At 72.2% G+C, this 18,274-nt stretch carries 17 protein-coding genes and 1 pseudogene; 9 read left to right on the top strand and 9 right to left on the bottom strand.

The features are described from left to right. Positions 1-86: 86 nt before the first annotated feature. The 4 genes and pseudogenes from OVA15_RS13470 to OVA15_RS11480 form a co-directional block, all read right to left on the bottom strand. Positions 87-203: pseudogene (locus OVA15_RS13470) on the bottom strand (helix-turn-helix transcriptional regulator); the annotation flags it as partial. A 253-nt stretch (positions 204-456) separates the two neighbouring features. After that, positions 457-1,380 carry a carbohydrate ABC transporter permease gene (locus tag OVA15_RS11490; protein ID WP_239546541.1) on the bottom strand — a complete coding sequence of 308 codons (924 nt, stop codon included), beginning with the start codon at positions 1,378-1,380 and terminating at the stop codon, positions 457-459. 5 nt (positions 1,381-1,385) lie between these two features. Beyond that, the gene (locus tag OVA15_RS11485; protein ID WP_006215640.1) at positions 1,386-2,333 is read right to left on the bottom strand and encodes a carbohydrate ABC transporter permease; all 948 of its coding nucleotides are present in this window, start codon (positions 2,331-2,333) and stop codon (positions 1,386-1,388) included. Position 2,334: 1 nt separating this feature from the next. After that, positions 2,335-3,717 (bottom strand): ABC transporter substrate-binding protein, encoded by a 1,383-nt coding sequence (locus tag OVA15_RS11480; RefSeq protein WP_268145085.1) that lies wholly within the window; start codon positions 3,715-3,717, stop codon positions 2,335-2,337. 188 nt (positions 3,718-3,905) lie between these two features. Here OVA15_RS11480 and OVA15_RS11475 point away from each other — a divergent pair, with 188 nt between their 5' ends. From OVA15_RS11475 to OVA15_RS11465, 3 genes are all read left to right on the top strand, one after another. Next, a complete protein-coding gene (locus OVA15_RS11475) occupies positions 3,906-4,466 on the top strand; it encodes a hypothetical protein (RefSeq protein ID WP_268145083.1) in 561 nt (186 codons plus the stop codon). Beyond that, positions 4,456-4,872, top strand: coding sequence for a sugar-binding domain-containing protein (locus tag OVA15_RS11470; RefSeq protein ID WP_268145081.1), 417 nt, complete (start codon positions 4,456-4,458; stop codon positions 4,870-4,872). The genes OVA15_RS11475 and OVA15_RS11470 overlap by 11 nt, the downstream gene beginning before the upstream one ends. A gap of 136 nt (positions 4,873-5,008) precedes the next feature. Further along, a complete protein-coding gene (locus OVA15_RS11465) occupies positions 5,009-6,442 on the top strand; it encodes an FGGY family carbohydrate kinase (RefSeq protein ID WP_137802877.1) in 1,434 nt (477 codons plus the stop codon). A 175-nt stretch (positions 6,443-6,617) separates the two neighbouring features. On the opposite strand, the gene OVA15_RS11460 is transcribed toward OVA15_RS11465, so the two are convergent. From OVA15_RS11460 to OVA15_RS11450, 3 genes are all read right to left on the bottom strand, one after another. Next, positions 6,618-8,180 carry a mannitol dehydrogenase family protein gene (locus tag OVA15_RS11460; protein WP_268145077.1) on the bottom strand — a complete coding sequence of 521 codons (1,563 nt, stop codon included), beginning with the start codon at positions 8,178-8,180 and terminating at the stop codon, positions 6,618-6,620. A 104-nt stretch (positions 8,181-8,284) separates the two neighbouring features. Beyond that, complete coding sequence (locus OVA15_RS11455; protein WP_024289338.1) at positions 8,285-9,010, bottom strand: M50 family metallopeptidase; 726 nt, start codon at positions 9,008-9,010, stop codon at positions 8,285-8,287. Beyond that, positions 9,007-9,834 carry a GNAT family N-acetyltransferase gene (locus OVA15_RS11450; protein WP_268145075.1) on the bottom strand — a complete coding sequence of 276 codons (828 nt, stop codon included), beginning with the start codon at positions 9,832-9,834 and terminating at the stop codon, positions 9,007-9,009. The genes OVA15_RS11455 and OVA15_RS11450 overlap by 4 nt, the downstream gene beginning before the upstream one ends. Before the next feature lie 88 nt (positions 9,835-9,922). On the opposite strand from OVA15_RS11450, the gene OVA15_RS11445 reads away from it, so the two are divergent. The 6 genes from OVA15_RS11445 (at position 9,923) to ald (ending at position 16,485) form a co-directional block, all read left to right on the top strand. Next, positions 9,923-10,324: a hypothetical protein gene (locus OVA15_RS11445; protein ID WP_155930941.1), complete on the top strand. Its 402-nt coding sequence runs from the start codon at positions 9,923-9,925 to the stop codon at positions 10,322-10,324. Beyond that, on the top strand, positions 10,321-11,922 hold the full coding sequence (locus OVA15_RS11440; protein WP_268145073.1) for a HAMP domain-containing protein: 1,602 nt from the start codon (positions 10,321-10,323) through the stop codon (positions 11,920-11,922). The genes OVA15_RS11445 and OVA15_RS11440 overlap by 4 nt, the downstream gene beginning before the upstream one ends. Then, positions 11,919-13,433 carry an SLC13 family permease gene (locus OVA15_RS11435; protein ID WP_268145071.1) on the top strand — a complete coding sequence of 505 codons (1,515 nt, stop codon included), beginning with the start codon at positions 11,919-11,921 and terminating at the stop codon, positions 13,431-13,433. The genes OVA15_RS11440 and OVA15_RS11435 overlap by 4 nt, the downstream gene beginning before the upstream one ends. Positions 13,434-13,462: 29 nt before the next feature. Then, positions 13,463-14,698, top strand: coding sequence for a glycerate kinase (locus tag OVA15_RS11430; protein ID WP_006215629.1), 1,236 nt, complete (start codon positions 13,463-13,465; stop codon positions 14,696-14,698). Between the two features lie 115 nt (positions 14,699-14,813). After that, positions 14,814-15,296, top strand: coding sequence for an SRPBCC family protein (locus tag OVA15_RS11425; protein WP_024289344.1), 483 nt, complete (start codon positions 14,814-14,816; stop codon positions 15,294-15,296). A gap of 97 nt (positions 15,297-15,393) precedes the next feature. After that, entirely contained in the window at positions 15,394-16,485 is a 1,092-nt protein-coding gene (gene ald, locus OVA15_RS11420) for an alanine dehydrogenase (protein WP_268145068.1), read from the top strand. A gap of 121 nt (positions 16,486-16,606) precedes the next feature. On the opposite strand, the gene pdxT is transcribed toward ald, so the two are convergent. Beyond that, positions 16,607-17,332, bottom strand: a complete 726-nt coding sequence (gene pdxT, locus OVA15_RS11415) for a pyridoxal 5'-phosphate synthase glutaminase subunit PdxT (protein WP_268145067.1) — start codon at positions 17,330-17,332, stop codon at positions 16,607-16,609. Further along, the gene (gene pdxS, locus OVA15_RS11410; RefSeq protein WP_024289347.1) at positions 17,329-18,237 is read right to left on the bottom strand and encodes a pyridoxal 5'-phosphate synthase lyase subunit PdxS; all 909 of its coding nucleotides are present in this window, start codon (positions 18,235-18,237) and stop codon (positions 17,329-17,331) included. Before pdxS ends, pdxT begins: the two co-directional genes overlap by 4 nt. Positions 18,238-18,274: the final 37 nt, after the last annotated feature.

Below are 18,274 nucleotides of genomic sequence, written 5' to 3'. Positions count from 1 at the left end.
CCCCGCAGAGCTGCTCTGCCGGGGACCTCCGTGCATCGGTGCCGGGTGCGCCGAGACACGAACGACGAACCATCGCGAGGCACGGCGACTCGGCCGGATTCCCACTTCGTCACGGCCTGGCGCGAGACGCCGAGACGGGTCGCGAGCTGGGCCTGCGACAGACCGGCGCGCAGCCGGCATTCCTTGATCCGGTCGTGCAGCATGACGAGCTCCTCGGATGGGGATGCGCCGGGATCGTTCGGCGGTGTCATCAACCTAGAGCCGTGCGATCCCCCAGCCCACCGTCCGCGCCCTCAGCAGGCGCTGCGCTCTCCTGCCCGGTGGCTGCGCGCGGTTGCCACCGATATACCCCCTGGTCACGGCCCTGCGGGGATGAGCGCGGCGGAGACGGAGACGAGCCCCCGCGGTCGCTGCGCGCAGCGGCCGCGGGGGCTCGTCGTCGTGCCGGGGGCCGGCCTACTTGATGGCACCCATGGACAGACCGCGCACCAGCTGCTTCTGGGCGACCCAGCCGGCGATGACCACCGGCAACGACGCCAGGACGCTGGCGGCGGAGAGCCGAGCCAGGAACAGGCCCTCGCTGGTCATGGTCGAGACGAGCATGACCGGCACCGTGGCCGCCTCGACGGCCGTGAGGTTCAGGGCGAAGAAGAACTCGTTCCAGGCGAAGATCACGCAGATCAGGGCGGTCGAGGCGATGCCCGGGGCCACCATGGGGATCAGGATCGTGCGCAGCGTGGTCATCAGCGAGGCGCCGTCGATCTCCGCGGCCTCAAGGACCTCCCGGGGGACCTCCTGGAAGAACGAGCGCATCATCCACACCGCGATCGGCAGGTTCATGGCCGTGTAGAGCAGGACCAGGGTCCAGACGGTGTCCAGGACCTTGAGCTGACCGGCGACGACGTAGATCGGGACGATCACGGCCACGACCGGCAGCATCTTGGTGGAGATGAAGAAGAACAGCACGTCCGAGGTCTTCTCGACCGGGCGGATGCTCACCGCGTAGGCGGCCGGGATGCCGAGCAGCAGGACCAGGAGGGTCGAGGCCACCGTGGCGATCGCGGAGTTGAGCATGTAGTCGCCCAGTCCGGCGTCGATCACCGCGCGGTACTGATCCAGCGTGGGCGCGAAGAAGAACGTCGGCGGGTTCGTGGAGGCATCGGCCTCCTGCTTGAACGACGTCAGCACCATCCACGCCACCGGCAGGAAGAACCCGAGGGCCAGCAGCCAGGTGATGAGGGTCAGTGCCGCGCCGCCGATGCCACCGGAGCGGCGCTTGCGCACGGGCGGCTCGGGCCGGTCGTCGCGAGCACGGTCCTGGGCGTCCCAGGGAGCAGAGGTCGTCTCCGCGGAGACGGAGTCATGGGGCTGTGCGGTCATGTCGGTCACTGCTCCGTGGTCATGAAGCTCTTGAACATCAGACGCAGGGCCCAGGTCGCGATGATGATCGTGCCGATCACCACGACCACGCCCATGGCGGCGGCCTGGCCGACGTCGAAGCCCAGGAAGGCTCGCTGGTAGATGTAGAACGGCAGGTTGGCGCTCTGGGTGCCCGGTCCGCCTGCGGTCATGAGGTAGATCTGGTCGAACGTGTTGACCACGTAGATCGCGCCGAGCAGGACGCACAGCTCGATGTAGCGGCGCATGTGCGGCAGCGTGATGAGCACGAAGGACTGGATCTTGGAGGCCCCGTCCACGCGCGCCGCCTCGAGGACGTCGCGGGGCTGGGACTGCAGACCGGCCAGGAGCAGCAGCATCATGAACGGCGTCCACTGCCACACCAGCGCCACGATCACGGAGATCCGCGGCATCTGGGAGGTCCAGTCCACCGGGTCGATGCCCACGAGGCCGATCATCCAGTTCACCAGGCCGTAGGACGGGTTGAACATGGACACCGACCACAGCATGGCCGAGGCCACGGGCATGATCAGGAACGGCGTGATCAGCAGAGTGCGGGCCAGGCCGCGGCCCAGGAACGCCCGATCCAGCAGCAGCGCGAAGATCATCCCCAGGATGAGGGCGAACAGCACGCAAGCCAGCGTGTAGAGGATCGAGTTGAGCGCCGCGCCGCGGAACGTGGAGTCGGTGAAGATCGCCAGGTAGTTGCGCAGGCCGACGAAACGGTCGGAGTCCTCGTTGAGGAGGTTCCAGGAGCGCAGCGAGTACCAGATGGTGATCAGGAACGGCAGCTGGGTCAGCGCGATCGTGAAGATCAGCGCGGGCAGCAGCGGAAGACGGCGGCGGAAGGCGTCGCGCTTGGCGCGCTCCTCGGCGCTGCGACGGCTGGCGGGCTCTGCGGCCCGAGTGCCCGACGGGGTGGCCACGGTGGACATCTCAGTTGCCTCCAGAGCTGTTGCGGTGCACGTCGGCGACGTCCTCGGCGTACTCCTGGGACTGCTCGAGCGCCTCGTCGACGCTCTTCTGGCCGGCCACGGCGGCCGACATCTGCTGGCCCACGCGGGTGCCGAGATCCTGGAACTCCGGGATCGCCACGAACTGCAGGCCCTCGTACGGGACGGGGTGCGTCATGGAGGTCTCCTGGGAGGCACCGGCCATGGCGTCGAGGGTGGGCTTGGCGTAGGCCTCGGAGACCTCGGCGTAGCCCTCGAGCTCATAGGTCGAGTAACGGCTCCCCGGGGGAACGCGCTCCCAGCCGATCTCCTCGCCGACCAGCTTCATGTAGTCCTTGCTGGTCATCCAGGCGATGAAGTCCCAGGCCTGCTCCTTGCGCTGCGAGGTCGCGGGGATGGCCAGCGACCACGAGTAGAGCCAGCCCGCGGCCTCGGTCTCCATGACCGGGGCGGGGGCGTACCCGCTGCGCCCGGCGACCGTGGAGGAGGCCGGGTCCTCGACCGAGGAGACCATGGCCGTGGCGTCGTACCACATGGCCGCCTGGCCCTGGCTGTAGCGGGTGATGCAGTCGCCGTAGCCGGAGGTGGCCGCACCGGGCTGCCCGTGCTCGCGGACCAGGTCCACGTAGAACCGGGTGGCCTTCCTGGTGGCGTCCGAAGTCAGCGTGGGGTTCCAGTCCATGTCGAACCAGCCGCCGCCGAACGTGTTGTACACGGTGGTCAGCGGGGCCATGATCTCGCCCCAGCCGGCCAGGCCGCGCAGGCAGATCCCGGAGATGTCCTGGTCGGGATCGGCCAGCTCGGCGGCGAACTCGCCGATCTGCTCCCAGGTGGGCTTCTCCGGCATCTCCAGGCCCTTGGCCTCGAAGAGGTCCTTGTTCCATACCAGGAACGACGACTCCCCGTAGAAGGGCACGGCGTAGAGGCTGTCCTGGTAGCTCAGGGCGGCGCGCACCGAGTCGATGAAGTCCTCGGGGTCGTAGCCCTCGGTCGCCTCCGCGTACGGCTGCAGGTTCTCGATCCAGCCGTTGGCCGCCCAGATGGGGGTCTCGTAGTTGGAGATCATGACGACGTCGAACTCGCCGCCGCCGGTGGCCACGGAGGCCGTGATCTTGGCACGGGCCTCGTTCTCCGGAAGGGAGACGAATCGGACGTTGATGTCCGGGTGCTCCCGCTCGAACTCGGCCTGCAGGGAGATCGCGTCCTGCATCTGCGGGTTGGAGACGATGGCGACGACGATCTCGTCGCCCTGGGACGAGCCGCAGCCGGTCAGGGCCAGTGCAGAGAGACCGAGGGTCCCGCCGAGCAGCTGGCGCCTGCCCACGGACCACGGCGGGCTGTGCGGCGAGGTGAGACGAGGGCTCATGGATACCTCTGTGGATTCGTACGGGCCCAGGCAGCGGTGTCCGGGCCGAGAGGCAGAAGACCTGGTGGGGGCGGGCACCCGGCCCCATCCGGCACTTCTCACGTAAGCGCTCTATCCCGCTCAGGTGAGTGTGATGCTAATCATATAGACTCACCTGAGCAACACCCGACCTCACAGATGTGGCCCCCATGACCTCGCCTCCGACCGCACCATCCGCCGACGCCGCCCCCTCCTCGAGCGCCGACGACCGCGCCCACCTCACGCTGCTCGCCGAGATCAGTCGTGCCCATTTCCTGGACCAGAAGTCCAAGGTCCAGATCGCCCAGGAGCACGACATCTCGCGCTTCCAGGTCGCCGCGCTCGTGCAGGAGGCCCGCGATCGGGGCATCGTGCGCATCACCATCGCCGTGCCGTCGGACGGCCGCGACCAGGAGACGGCGCAGTCCCTGGGCATCGCGGAGCTGATCTCGGTCGAGCCCGCCGACACCCCCCGCGGCGCCGAGGCCCTGGCCCGCGAGCTCGCCGCCTCGGTGGCCGAGCACGCCGCAGGCCAGACCGCCGTCGGGATCTCGTGGTCGCGCATCATCCAGGCCATGGCCCCGCACCTGCCCGACCTCTCGGACAGCGTGGTGGTCCAGCTGGCCGGGGCGATCGCCTCCCCGGACTCCACCGAGGCGGTCCCCCCGGCTGCTGAGCACGCTGCGCGCCAAGCAGACGCTTCCCCTGTGGGCGCCGCTGGTGGCCGGTGAGGGCGCGGCAGCCCTGCGCGAGACCCCGGAGATCGCCCGCACCCTGGCCCAGGCCGGGGATCTGGACCTGGCGGTCTTCGCGATCGGCGGCTGGGGACCGGGGCTGTCCACCGTGTGGGACCGCATCCAGGAGCAGGACCGTCAGCAGGCCCTGGCGGCCGGCGCGGTCGCCGAGATCTCCGGGCACCTGATCGACGCCCGCGGCACCGCGGTGGAGGGCCCCGTCGAGGACTCCGTGATCGCGGCATCGCTTGCGGACCTGCGTGCGGCCCGTCGCCGGATCGCGGTCGCCCACGGCGCCGGGCGCGCCCCGGCCGTGCTGGCGGCGGTGCGGGCCGGGCTGGTCGACATCCTGGTCTGCGACATCCCGCTGCGGGATGCCCTGGCCGAGCTCGAGGGCCAGTGAGCGGGCGGCCGCCGGCCCTGCGCCGGCACCGCAGGGCCGAGGCCGACCGAGCGCTCCCGGGAGCCGCCGCAGGCCCCTGCGATGTGACGCAGACCGCTAGGCTGAACCGTCAGAAAGTCTCGGCAGAGGAGCTGGAGTGAGCATCAGCGGAACCGTCATCGGGGTGGACTCCTCCACCCAGTCCTGCAAGGTCATGGTCGTCGACGCCGCCACGGGGCAGATCCTCTCTCGCGGCTCCGCCCCGCACCCGGACGGGACCTCGGTGGACCCCCGGGAATGGACCAAGGCGCTGAATCAGGCCTGGGACGCCGCCGGAGCCCGCGAGCGCTCGGACGTGCTGGGCGTGGGCGTCTCCGCGCAGCAACACGGCATGGTGGCCCTGGACTCGGCCGGCGCGCCGGTCCACGACGCCCTGCTGTGGAACGACGTCCGCAGCGCCCCACAGGCCCGGGCCATGGTCGAGGAGCTCGAGATCTCCGGCTGGGTCGAGGCCACCGGCTCCGCGCCCGTCACCTCCATCACGCTGACCAAGCTGGCCTGGCTGCGCGAGAACGCCCCGGAGGCCGCGGCTCGCGTTGAGCGCGTGGGCCTGCCGCACGACTGGCTGGTCTCAGAGCTGACCGGCGGCGCCTGGATCACGGACCGCTCCGAGGCCTCGGGCTCGGGCTGGTTCGACCCCGCCTCCGGCTCGATCCGCGAGGACCTCCTGGAGCGCTGGTTCGGGGCGACCCCGCAGGTCCCCGAGGTCCTCGCACCCCACGCCTCCGCCGGCACCATCACCTCGGACTGGCTCCCGAACAGCCCCGGCGCGGTGGTCTCGGCCGGGTGCGGAGACAACGCCGGCGGCGGGCTCGGCCTGGGCATCGGCCACGGCGATGTCGTGGTCTCGGTCGGCACCTCGGGCACGGTCTTCGCCCACAGCCCGCACCCGATCGCGGACCCCACGGGCGTCACCTCGGGATTCGCCGACGCCACCGGCGCCTACCTGCCCCTGCTGTGCACGCTCAACGCCGCCCGGGTCATGGCCAGGACCTCGGACCTGCTCGGCACCGACCTGGACGAGTTCGACGCCCTCGCGGCCGCCGGCGACCCAGACTGCTCGGGGCTGACGCTGCTGCCGTACCTGGACGGCGAGCGCACCCCCAACCTCCCCGACGCCGCCGGGCGCTGGCACGGCGTCACGGGCGCCTCGCTCACGCGCGAGAACATGGCCCGCAGCTCGGTGCTGTCCGTGGCGAACTCGCTGGCCGACTGCCTCGAGGTCCTGCGGACCCTGGACGTCCCGATCGAGCGCGCCCTGCTGATCGGCGGCGGCTCGCGCTCCGCCACTCTGCGCACGGCCCTCACCCATGTGCTCGGCGTCGACATCGACGTCCCCGCCCCGGATGAGTACGTCGCCCTGGGCGGCGCGCGCCAGGCCTACTGGGCCGCACAGGGCGAGCTGCCCGCCTGGACCGCCGGCACCGAAGGCTCCCAGCATCTGCCCGCCGCCCAGGACGACGGGGCCGACGCCTTCCGCGCCCGCTACAGCGCCATGCGCCGCCAGCTCGAGGACGAGCTGGCCGGCTGAGCCCTGCCGCGCAGGAGCCGCATCGGCTCCTGCGCATGTCCCCGTTCATGGCACAGGCCCCCGCCCCGGACGCGTTCGCTGCGTCTCGGTGCGGGGGCCTGCGTCGTGCTCGCGGCCCGTCCCGCCGTCGCCCCTCCCGCCCGCTTCCGCGGACAGGGACGACGGCTGCGGCGGATCAGGCGGCCGGGCGCCCCACGACCTCCAGGACCTCCTCGAGCGTCGCGCGGGCGCCGCGCGAGCGGAAGCCGCGCAGGGCGCGCAGGTACGGCTCCGTGAAGGCCTCCTGCTGGGCGAGGTCCCCGAAGAGCTCCTCGTTGCGCAGGAAGGACAGCTCGTCCTCGTCGTGGTGAGAGGCGGCCTCGATCACGGCGTCGCGGCGGGGATCGACGATCTCGAACGGACGGCCGTTCTCGTCGGCGCCCTCGGCGTAGCGCGCCCAGGAGGCCACGATCGTGGCGGAGAGCTCGACCGGGCGACCGGCCTCGAGGTTCTCGCGGATCACCGGCACGAGCCACTTGGGGATGCGGTCCGAGGCCTCGGCGCACAGGCGGGCCAGGGTGTCGCGGATCTCCGGGTTCGCGAAGCGCTCGATGAGCGTCCTGCGGTAGTCGTCCAGGTCCACGCCCGGGACCTCGCGCAGCGTGGGAGTGGCCTCGAGCTCCATGTAGGCCAGCAGGTAGGCCACGTACAGCGGGTCGGAGCAGACCTCGTGCGCGTACTCGAGCCCGGCCAGGCGGCCCGGGTAGCACAGCGCCTGGTGGGAGGCGTTGAGCAGGCGCAGCTTCATGAGCTCGTAGGGCTCGACGTCCTCGACGAGCTGCACACCGGCCTTCTCGAAGGCGGGGCGGCCCGGGGCGCCGTCGGGGCCCGGGACGAAGTGGTCCTCGAGCACCCACTGGCAGAAGGGCTCGCACACGACCGGCCAGGCGTCCACCCGCCCGGTGTCCGCCAGGACGTTCTCGCGATCGGCGTCGGTGGTGACCGGGGTGATGCGATCGACCATGGAGTTCGGGAACGGGACGTTCTCGTGGATCCAGGCGGCCAGCTCGGGATCGACCAGCTCGGCGAAGGCCACGAACTGCAGGGCGGCGGTGTCGCCGTTGCCCTGGATGTTGTCGCAGGACATGACGGTGAAGGGGGCGGTCCCCCGCTCGCGGCGCACCCGCACAGCGTCCACGACCAGGCCGAAGACCGAACGCAGCTCGCCCTCGCCGGAGCCGCGCAGGACCTCGAGATCATGGGCGACGGCCGGCGTGGTCTCGTCGAACAGGCCCGTGGCCTGGTTGAAGTTGTAGCCGCCCTCGGTGATGGTCAGCGAGACGATGCGGGTGGCGGGATCCGCCATGAGCTCGACCGCTCCGGCCGGGTCCTCCGGAGCCACGGCCATGGTGCGGATGGAGCCGATCACGCGGTTGTCGCGGTGGCCGTCGGGGTGCTTGACCGCCAGGGTGTAGAGCCCGTCCTGGTCGTTGAGGGCATCGCGCATGCGGGAGTCGCCGGCCAGGGCGCCGAGGCCTGTGATCGCCCAGCTGTCGTGGCCGCCCTGGGCCAGCAGGTCGTCCATGACGACGGCCTGGTGAGCGCGGTGGAAGCCGCCCACGCCGATGTGGACGATGCCGGTGCTCAGGCCGGAGCGGTCGTAGGCGGGCAGCTCCGCCTGCGTGCCGGGCAGCGAAGCGTCGGCAAGGCGCTGCGCGGGCTCGGACGAGGGAGCGGGTGAGACGGTGTCGGTGGGCATGCGGGCCTCCTGTGGGCAGTGCGGATCCGCGATGACCCGCCCGGAGAAAATATCATCTGAGACGAGACCCAGGCCACATCTGAGACAGAGTTGCCTGCAGCCGCTCAGCTCAGCAGCTGCGGGGCCCAGGCCAGCGCGATCCCCGCTGCGCTGAGCAGGATCACCGCCAGGAAGGCCAGCAGCCACAGCATGGCCGGGACGCCGGTGGCCCGGGCCAGTGCCACGGCATCCGAGGGCAGCCCCAGCGGGTGCTCGTGCTGCACCCGTCGGCTCAGGGCGCCCTGGACGTGGCGCCGGACCAGCAGCCACCACACCCGCAGCGCGCCGACCCACAGCGCGGTGCCGACCGCGAGCATCAGCCAGCGCCCGATCGCGAGGTCCGCCCACACCAGCGCCAGCAGCAGCGCCGCCGATCCGGTCGTGACCACCCAGGACAGCGCACCGCGCATCACCACCAGGGAGCCCAACAGCACCAGCGCGCTCACGACGGCGGCCACCGGCCAGTGCCCCAGCCCCACCGCGGCGGCCCACACGGCCCCGACGACGGCGGGGAAGGGATAGCCCCAGAAGGTCGACCATGCCGCGCTGGGCCCGGTGCCGAAGGAGTGCGTGACGCCCGAGTGATCGGCCTCGATGCGGATCGTCATGACCCTCCGGCCCACGACCAGCCCCGCCAGCGCGTGGCCGAGCTCATGCACGACCGTGACGACCAGCCCGAACCACCGCCAGGTCCGTCGCGGAAGGCACAGCCCTGCGGCGAGGAGCCCGCACAGCACGAGCACCCAGGCATCTGCCGGGGGCACGGGACGGGCCGCGAGCAGCTCGATCATCGGCTCAGGGTCATGGGCACGTGCGGGATGCCCACCTCCAGGACCTCATTTCCGCTGCGGACGAATCCGAGCCGCTCGTACCACTGCTCCAGGTGCGACTGGCCCAGCAGCACGACGGGGCGATTCAGCGGCGCCAGGTCCTGGAGCACCAGGCGCATCAGCCGCCCGGCCAGGCCCTTCCCGCGGTGCTCGTGAGCGGTGGCCACCCGGCCGATCGCGATGGCCTCCTCGTGGGCCAGGACGCGCAGAACTGCGGCGGGGCGGCCGTCGATCTCCAGCCAGTGGTGGACGGTGGTCTGCAGGGCATCGAGCTCGTCGATCTCCGTGACCTCGGTGGTCTTCTGCTCCACCACGAAGACGCGCTCGCGCAGCAGCGTGATCGCGTGCATCTGCAGTCCGGTCATCTCCGCCAGCGGCAGCGCCACGTGCCGCTCGGCGCTCGGCTGGTCGGCGCTCGGCTGCTCCACGGCGGCCGGCTCCGGATCCTGCCGCTCCGGGGCGGGCTGCCCGGCGGGCTCGGTGCGCCGCCAGCCGCCGGAGTCGGCCTCGATGCGCGCGGGCAGCTCCGGCGTGCAGCCGTGGCGGCGCAGCAGCTCGCGCAGCCGCGCCGGTTCGGCCTCGAGCACCACCGACTCCCCGCGGCGGGTGTCGACCAGCTCGTCCACCAGGGCGTCCTCGGCGGCAGCCCGGCGCAGCGGGTCTTCGCCCTGCGGAAGGCAGACGATCTCCGCCCCCGGCCCGACGGGCCCCAGGACCCTCCCCTCCAGCACGGCGCGCGGATCCTCTCCGAGCAGGAGCACAGCGGGGCACTGCAGATCGGTCATCGGTCTCGTCTTCCTGGGGTCGAGTGCTGAGCGTCCGCGGCCCGGATGCTCATCTGCATTTCATCTGTTCGGAGTTCACTTCACTGTCATGTTGAGACGTGTGCTGCTCCTGGTCCTGATCATGGCCGTTCCCGTGCTGACCGCGCTGGGAACGCAGCAGCTGGCGCGGACCACGATGCCGCCCACTCTGCCCTCCGATCCTGTGAGCACCCGGGTCACGGCGCCGTCGTCGCCCGATCCCGAAGCCTCCGCACCCGCCCCGACGACCGAGCCGGAGGCGACAGAGGACCCGGCACCCGCCGACGACCGGGAGCAGCAGCAGGCGCCGACATCCGGGCCGGCCGCCCCCGTCGATGAAGAAGAGCACGACGACGAGGACGATCCAGACCTCGAGCCGGAGGACGACGACGGGCCGGACGAGGTCGATCTGGACACCGATTCGGACGGCGAGCAGGACGATGCCCCCGAGGCCGGGACGGTGACGCGATGAGCGCGGACGCTCAGGAGCGCGGATCCCGGGTCTCGGCGCGCTGGCGCATCGTGGGCTGGATCGTGCTGACCACCGCCATCGCCCTGCTGGCCGTCGTGGTGACCATGCGCTCGCTGCTGCAGGGGCAGGTGGATCAGGCCGCCGATGCCGGGATCGTGCAGGAGGTCGAGGAGTTCCGCACGTTCGTCGACGAGGGCGTGGATCCTCGCACCGCGCAGCCCTTCGCCTCGGAGGCCGAGCTCATGGAGCGCTACCTCTCCCGGCAGACCCCGGCCACGCACGAGGCCTTCATCGCGGTGGCCGACGGCGACGTCTCCTACCTGGACAATGCCGCCGACGACGCCGGCGAGCTGCTGGCCGCGGATACCGCCGAGCTCGACAGTCTCCTCGCGGACCCGTCGGCCTCGGGAGTTCGGGACACCGAGCACGGCAGCGTGCGGTGGGGGCGGGTGGACACCGAGGACGGATCGGCCTTCCTGGTCCTGCAGTTCACGGACCCGGCCCACGACGACGTGGATCAGCAGGTCCTGCTGCTCGTGGGCGTGGCCGCCGGCGGGCTGGCGCTCACGGCCCTGATCGCGTGGTTCGCCGCCGGACAGATCCTTCTGCCCGTGCGCCGGATCGCAGCTGTGGCCCAGCGGGTCTCGGGCCACGACCTCTCCCCGCGCGTGCCCGTCGAGGGCCGCGACGACATCTCCAGCACGGCCCAGGCGGTCAACGGCATGCTCGATCGGCTCGAGGACTCCTTCGATCGCCAGTCGCACGTGGCCGCCGAGGTCGAGCGCCATCTCGCCCGCCCCCTGGAGGCCTGTCGTCGGGACCTGGAGACCGGCTCGCAGGGCTCCGACGGGCTGTCGAGCGCCGAGCTGAGCCGCCTCCGGCGCCGCATGCAGGAGATGCAGCGCAGCCTGGCGGATCTGAGCCTGCTCGCCGATGCGCAGCGGCCCGGAGCTCTGCGCATGCGGCCCACGGCCGCGGCCCCGCTGGTGGTGCGCCTGCGCCATGACCTGGCCCAGCGCTTCCCCCGACGCAGCTGGGAGCTCGACGACGCGCCCGATCTCACCGCACCGATGGATGCCGCCGCCGTGTCGGCTGCCATGAGCCAGCTGGCGCGCAACGCCGTCGATCACACGGAGGACGGCGAGCGCATCCAGCTCAGCGCTGCCGTCGCCGAGCCGCAGTCGCAGTCGCAGTCGCAGTCGCAGTCGCAGTCGCAGGACGACGAGAACGCCGAGGTCTCGGCGGCGGCACAGGGGCGGGTCCTGCGCCTGTCGGTGACCAACGCGGGTCGGCCGCTGAGCGCCGAGCAGGCCCGGGCCATGATCGAGCAGTACCGCTCGGCCGCGCTGTCCGAGGCCTCCGGCGGCTCGAGCAGCACCGAGGAATCCGCCGACGTGGGCGGCATGGGCCTGGGGCTGGCCGTCGCACGCGCGGTGGCCGATGCCCACGGCGGCAGCCTGTGGGTGGCCTCCGAGCCCGACGGGCGCACCTCGGTCGGACTCGATCTTCCCCTCGTCCAGCCCGATCGGCAGGAGCTCGACGAGACGGACTCCGCCGCGCAGGACCGCGTGGCCGAGGCCATGCGGGTGGAGCGATGAGCGCGCAGACGGGCTCCGTGCGCTGGACCTCGACCCCTCCGCAGAGCGGCCGCCCCGCGCCGGCGCGCTCGCGCCCCAGGCCGCGCCCGGCCGCGCTGATCCTGGCGGTCGTGATGCTCGTCGCGTGCACGGTGGTGATCCGGGCCTCGGTCCTGGGCGATGAGCTGCCGGCCCACGGCGCCCTGACCCTGTGCGTGTTCTGCGTGGCCGTGTGGCTGTGGATCTTCTCCCCGCTCGAGGACACCTACGTGGCGCTGGGCGCTGCGCTGATCCTGGTCTCCACCGGCGTGGTCGGGGACGAGGACCTCTTCTCCTCGCTCGGCGAGGACACGGTGTGGCTGCTGCTGACCGCTTTCGTGATCGCCGCCGGGGTGACCGCCTCGGGACTGGCCACCCGCGTGGCGGCATTCGTGGTGACCGGCGCTTCCGGGCTGCGCCCGCTGTTCCACCTCACCACGGCGGTGCTGGTCGTCACGGCCTTCGCGATCCCGTCGACCTCCGGACGGGCGGCCCTGGCCCTGCCCGTCTTCGCGGCCATGGCGGCGGTGCTGGCGCCGCACCGGCGGGTGGTGCTGGCGCTGTCCCTGCTGTTCCCGTCGGTCATCCTGCTCTCGGCGGTGGCCTCCTACCTGGGCGCCGGCGCGCATCTGATCACCGCCCAGATCCTGGACGCGGCCGGGCATCGCAGCTTCGGAGTGGCCACGTGGCTGATCCTGGGCCTTCCGCTGGCCGTGGTGTCCTCGCACGTGTGCACCGAGCTGATCCTGCGGCTGTTCACCCGGCGGGAGGACCGGCGCGAGCCCGTCTCGATCAGCCTGAAGGACATGCAGGCGCATTCGGCCTCGCCCATCTCCGGACCTCTGACCACCGCGCAGACCCGCTCGGCCATGCTCGTGGCCGTCGTGGTGGTGCTGTGGTGCTCGGAGCCGCTGCACGGGCTGCACCCGGCGATCGTCGGCCTGCTGGGCGCGCTGCTGGCCGCGAGCCCCCGATGGGGGTCGGTGGACCTGGGCAAGGCGCTGAAGTCCGTGCCGTGGTCGCTGCTCGTGTTCATGGCCGCCACGCTGACGCTGGGCACCGGGCTGGTCGACTCGGGAGCCGCCGACTGGCTGGCCGCCGGAGCTCTCGGCCCCGTCCAGCGGATCGGCCCCGGAGCCCCCATCGCGTTCGTGGTCCTGGTCGTGGTCCTCTCGACCGCCGCGCACCTGGTCATCCAGTCCCGCTCGGCGCGCTCGGCCGTGCTGATCCCCATCGTGGTCGCCCTGGCCCCGGGCCTGGGGGTGGATGCCTCCGCCGCGGCGTTCGCCTCGACGGCGGCGGCCGGGTTCTGCCACACGCTGACCAGCTCCGCCAAGCCCGTGACCCTGTTCTCCGACGTGGAGGACGTCGAGACCTTCCGCCCCGAGCACCTTCTTCGGCTCTCCGCCTGGCTGGCCCCGATCTCGGCAGTGCTGGTGCTCGTCTTCGCCTTCCTGGTCTGGCCCCTCATGGGCCTGCCGCTGTTCCGCTGACCCGCCCCTTCAACACCGAGGAGTCCGATATGACCGCCGCACCCTCCACCGCCTTCGTCCGCCGAGTCCTGGTGGCGCCCTCCGGCTTCAAGGAGTCGCTGGACGCCGAGCAGGTCGCCCGCGCGATCAGCGCAGGAGTCCGCCGCGCCGTGCCCGGCGTGCGCGTGCGCACCGTGCCCGTGGCCGACGGCGGCGAAGGCACGGCCCGCACACTGGCCTCAGCCACCGGCGGCGAGCTGATCCCCGCGCGGGTGACAGGGCCCGTGGGTCAGCCGGTCGAGGCGCACTGGGCCCGCCTGGGCGGCGACGCGCGCGGGACCGCCGTCGTGGAGATGGCCTCGGCCGCGGGACTGCGCCTGGTCCCGCACGATCGCCGGGATCCCACGCTCACCACCACCCACGGGGTCGGCGAGCTGATCCGCGCGGCCCTGGAGGACGGGTCGCAGACGATCGTCGTCGGCTGCGGCGACTCCGGGACCTCCGACGGCGGCCTGGGGGCGCTCACGGCCCTCGGCGCCCGGGTGCTGGACGCCGACGGGGAGCCGGTCGGCACCGGGGGCGCGGCGCTCACGGAGGCCCGGAGCCTGGACCTCTCCGGTCTGCACCCGTCGCTGAGCGCCGGCCGCGTGCGCGTGGTCCTGGCCCTGAACCCGCACAACGTGCTGACCGGCGACCATGGCGTCGCCCGGGTCTTCGGCCCGCAGAAGGGCGCCACGGCGCAGCAGGTCGAGCAGATGTCGCGCGGGTTCGAGAACTGGGCGGAGATCCTGGGCCGCGACGGCCTCGAGCGGACCCGGGACCGCGACTTCGCCCTGGGCCCCGGAACCGGGGCCTCGGGAGGCCTCGGCGCCGGCATGGCGGCCATCGGCGCCGAGCTGGTGCCGCGCTTCGAGGCGCTGCTGGACTCGGGGCTGGCCGGGATCGACCTGGACAGCTCGATCCGCGGCGCCGACCTGGTCATCACCGCCGAGGGGGCGATCGACTTCCAGACCCCGCGCGGCAAGGTCCCCGCCGAGGTCGCCCGTCGAGCCTCCGAGCAGGGCGTGCCGGTCATCGGCCTGGCAGGGACCTTGGGCCAGGGATCCGACGCCGTGCACGGGATCGGCATCGACGCCGTCGCCTCCATCCTGCCCGTGCCGATGTCCCTGGCGGAGGCGGTGCGCGACGGCGAGGAGCTGCTGATCGAGGCCACCGAGCGGTTCATGCGCACCCTCATGCTCGGCGCCTCGATCGCCGAGGACCGGCTGGTCGGAGACGACTGGTGAGCTGCGCGGGACCGTCGTCGGATCCGCCCGCGGCGGTCGTGCCGCTCGCGGTCCCCGGCGGCAACCGGCTCCCGCTCCATTGAAGACTGTCGGTGGCGAGCGCCACAATGGGACCATGAGCGAATCGACGATCCAGGATCTGCACGCCGAGGACGGCATCGCCCTCCAGGCCGCGATCGATGCCCCCATCGAGACGGTGTGGAGCTTCCTGCGCGACCCCGCCAACCACGCGCGCATCGACGGCTCGCAGATGGTGCGCGCCGCCGTCGGCCAGGAGCCGCTCGAGCACGTGGGGCAGGTCTTCGTGATGGAGATGCTCTGGACGGACGGCACCACGCAGTACCGCACGGAGAACCACGTCACCCGCTACGACCTCGAGCATCGCCTGGAGTGGCTCGTGGCCGACGAGGGCCAGGAGCCGCAGGGCTGGGCATGGGGCTGGATCCTGCGCTCGACCCCCGAGGACACGACCGAGGTGGTCAACTACTGCGACTGGTCCCAGACCTCGGAGCAGACCCGCCAGGCCAAGGGGTTCCCGGTCGTCGAGAAGGAGAAGATCGAGGCCACGCTGCATCGGCTCGCAGACGAGCTGAGCTGAGTCCAGCCGGCCCGGCACGCCCCGGGGGCGCGGACCGGTGTCCCCGAACGCGCCGTCGACGACGAGGTCGACGGCGTCCTGACCTCGAGGAGCGGACATGATCATCGGAGTCCCCACAGAGACCAAGCCGCAGGAGGGCCGTGTGGCCCTCACCCCGGCCGGCGTCCATCAGCTGGTGGGCCACGGCCACGAGGTCCGCGTCCAGGAGGGCGCCGGGATCGGCTCCAGCATCCCGGACCAGGAGTACACCGACGCCGGCGCCGTCCTCGTGCCCGTCGAGGAGACCTGGGCGGCGGAGCTCGTGCTGAAGGTCAAGGAGCCGATCCCCTCCGAGTACGGCTTCCTGCGCGATGACCTCACGCTGTTCACGTACCTGCATCTGGCCGCCAGCCGCGAGCTGACCCAGGCGCTGCTGGACTCCGGCACCACGTCGCTGGCCTACGAGTCCGTGCAGAGCGACCGCGGCGCGCTGCCGCTGCTCGCGCCCATGTCCGAGGTCGCCGGCCGCATGGCCGTCACCGTCGGCGCGAACGCGCTGCTGGCCTCCCACGGCGGCCGCGGCCTGCTGCTGGCCGGGGTCCCCGGTGTGCACCCGGCGCAGGCCACCGTCATCGGGGCGGGCCAAGCCGGTCGCAATGCGGTGCACCAGCTGGTCGGCATGGGCGCCGACGTCAGCGTGCTGGACACCTCGATCGAGGCTCTGCGCGCCATGGACGACCTCTACGGCAACCGCGTGCGCACGGTCGTCTCGACCCCCTACGAGGTCGAGAACAGCGTGCTCGAGGCCGATCTGGTGGTCGGCGCGGTGCTGATCCCGGGCCGCAAGGCCCCGAACGTCGTCACCCACGAGATGGTCCTGAAGATGAAGAAGGGCGCCGTGCTCGTGGACATCGCCGTGGACCAGGGCGGCTGCTTCGAGGACACGCACGCCACCACCCACGACGACCCCACCTTCCAGGTCGGACCCGCGATCTTCTACTGCGTCGCCAACATGCCCGGCGCCGTGCCGGCCACCTCCACCGCGGCGCTGACCAATGCGACCCTGCCCTACGTCCTGCGAGTGGCGGACAGCGGGTGGAAGAAGGCCTGCTCCGATTCCCGCGAGCTCGAGCGCAGCCTGTCCACCTCGCACGGCAAGCTGCGCAACGCGGACGTCATCGCCGAGTTCCCGGACCTGCCGGCCGCCTGACCCTCGGCCCCCGGCAGCGCCCCGCACCGGGCCGCCCGCACGACGACGCCCCCGCACGAGCTTCTGCTCGAGGCGGGGGCGTCGTCGGTCGTCGGCCTGCGGTTCGCGGCCGCGGGGGCCCTCAGGCGTCGACGCGGGCCCGGAGCATGCGCAGCAGCTCGCGGTGGAACGTGTCATCGCCGGTGAGCTCGGGGTGGAAGGACAGCCCCAGCGCCGTGTCCGTGCCGACCGCAACGATCGGGCCGTCGCCGTCGGGAGCGGTGCCGCGGCGGGCGAGGACCTGGATGCCCTCGCCGACCTCGAGCACCTCCGGTGCCCGGATGAAGGCCCCCGCCACCGGGCCGAGCGAGGTCTGCAGGGTCTCGGCGGTCGAGTCGACCTGGCGCCCGAACGCATTGCGGCGCACCCGGATCCCCAGCGAGGCCAGGCTGGTCTGCCCCGGCGCCGGATCCACGATCTCGTCGGCCAGCAGGATCAGCCCGGCGCAGGTGCCCAGGACGGGGAGCCCGTCCTGGAGCAGCTGCGCCAGGCGGTCCCTCATGCCGAAGCGGCGCAGCAGACGGTCCATGGTCGAGGACTCCCCGCCGGGCAGCACGATCCCGTCGAGAGGCTGCTCCAGGGCCGCCGAGGAGCGGATCGGCACCGCCTGGGCGCCCAGGCCCTCGAGCATGCGCACGTGCTCGGCGACCCCGCCCTGCAGGGCCAGGACGCCGATGCGCGCGGTGCGGGCGTCGCCGCCGCCGCTGCGGCCCCGGGCAGTGCCGGCCCGGGCACTGCCGCCGCGCGCGTCGTCCCCGGGGCCTCCCCGGCGGCTCGCCGCCGAGGCCGCGGGAGCCTCCGGGCTCACCAGCCGCGCTCGGCCAGGCGGTGCGGAGCGGGCAGGTCGCCGACGTTGAGCCCCACCATGGCCTCGCCCAGGCCGCGGGAGGCCACGGCGATCGCGGCGGGGTCGTCGTACTGGGCCGTGGCCTTGACGATCGCCGCCGCGCGCTCGGCCGGGTTGCCGGACTTGAAGATGCCGGAGCCCACGAACACGCCGTCGGCGCCGAGCTGCATCATCATCGCGGCATCGGCAGGGGTGGCCACGCCGCCGGCGGTGAACAGCACGACCGGCAGCTTCCCGGTCTCGGCGACCTCGCGGACGATGTCGTAGGGGGCCTGCAGCTCCTTGGCGGCCACGAACAGCTCGTCGGGGTTGGAGCGGAAGGTCGCCTGGAGGTCCGCGATCTGCTTGCGGATGGTGCGGATGTGCTTGGTGGCCTCGGAGACGTCGCCGGTGCCTGCCTCGCCCTTGGAGCGGATCATGGCCGCGCCCTCGGCCAGGCGGCGCAGCGCCTCGCCCAGGTTGGTCGCACCGCACACGAACGGGACGGTGAAGCCGTGCTTGTCGATGTGGTGGGCGTAGTCGGCGGGGCTGAGGACCTCGGACTCGTCGATGTAGTCCACGCCGAGCGACTGCAGGACCTGGGCCTCCACGAAGTGGCCGATGCGGGCCTTGGCCATGACCGGGATCGAGACGGTCTCGATGATGCCGTCGATCAGATCCGGGTCGGACATGCGGGCCACGCCGCCCTGGGCGCGGATGTCGGCCGGCACGCGCTCGAGCGCCATGACGGCCACGGCGCCGGCATCCTCGGCGATGCGGGCCTGCTCCGGGGTGACGACGTCCATGATGACGCCGCCCTTGAGCATCTCGGCCAGGCCTCGCTTGACGAGGGGCGATCCGGTGGCGGCAGTGGTGTTCTCAGTCATGCCGAGCATCGTTGCGCGAGGCACTGGTCCGCCACAA

It is taken from the genome of Kocuria sp. SL71 (genome assembly GCF_026672465.1).
GTDB lineage: Bacteria > Actinomycetota > Actinomycetes > Actinomycetales > Micrococcaceae > Kocuria > Kocuria palustris.
The sequence above is the reverse complement of the archived record's forward strand: the minus strand, read 5'-3'. Positions and strand labels throughout refer to the sequence as shown.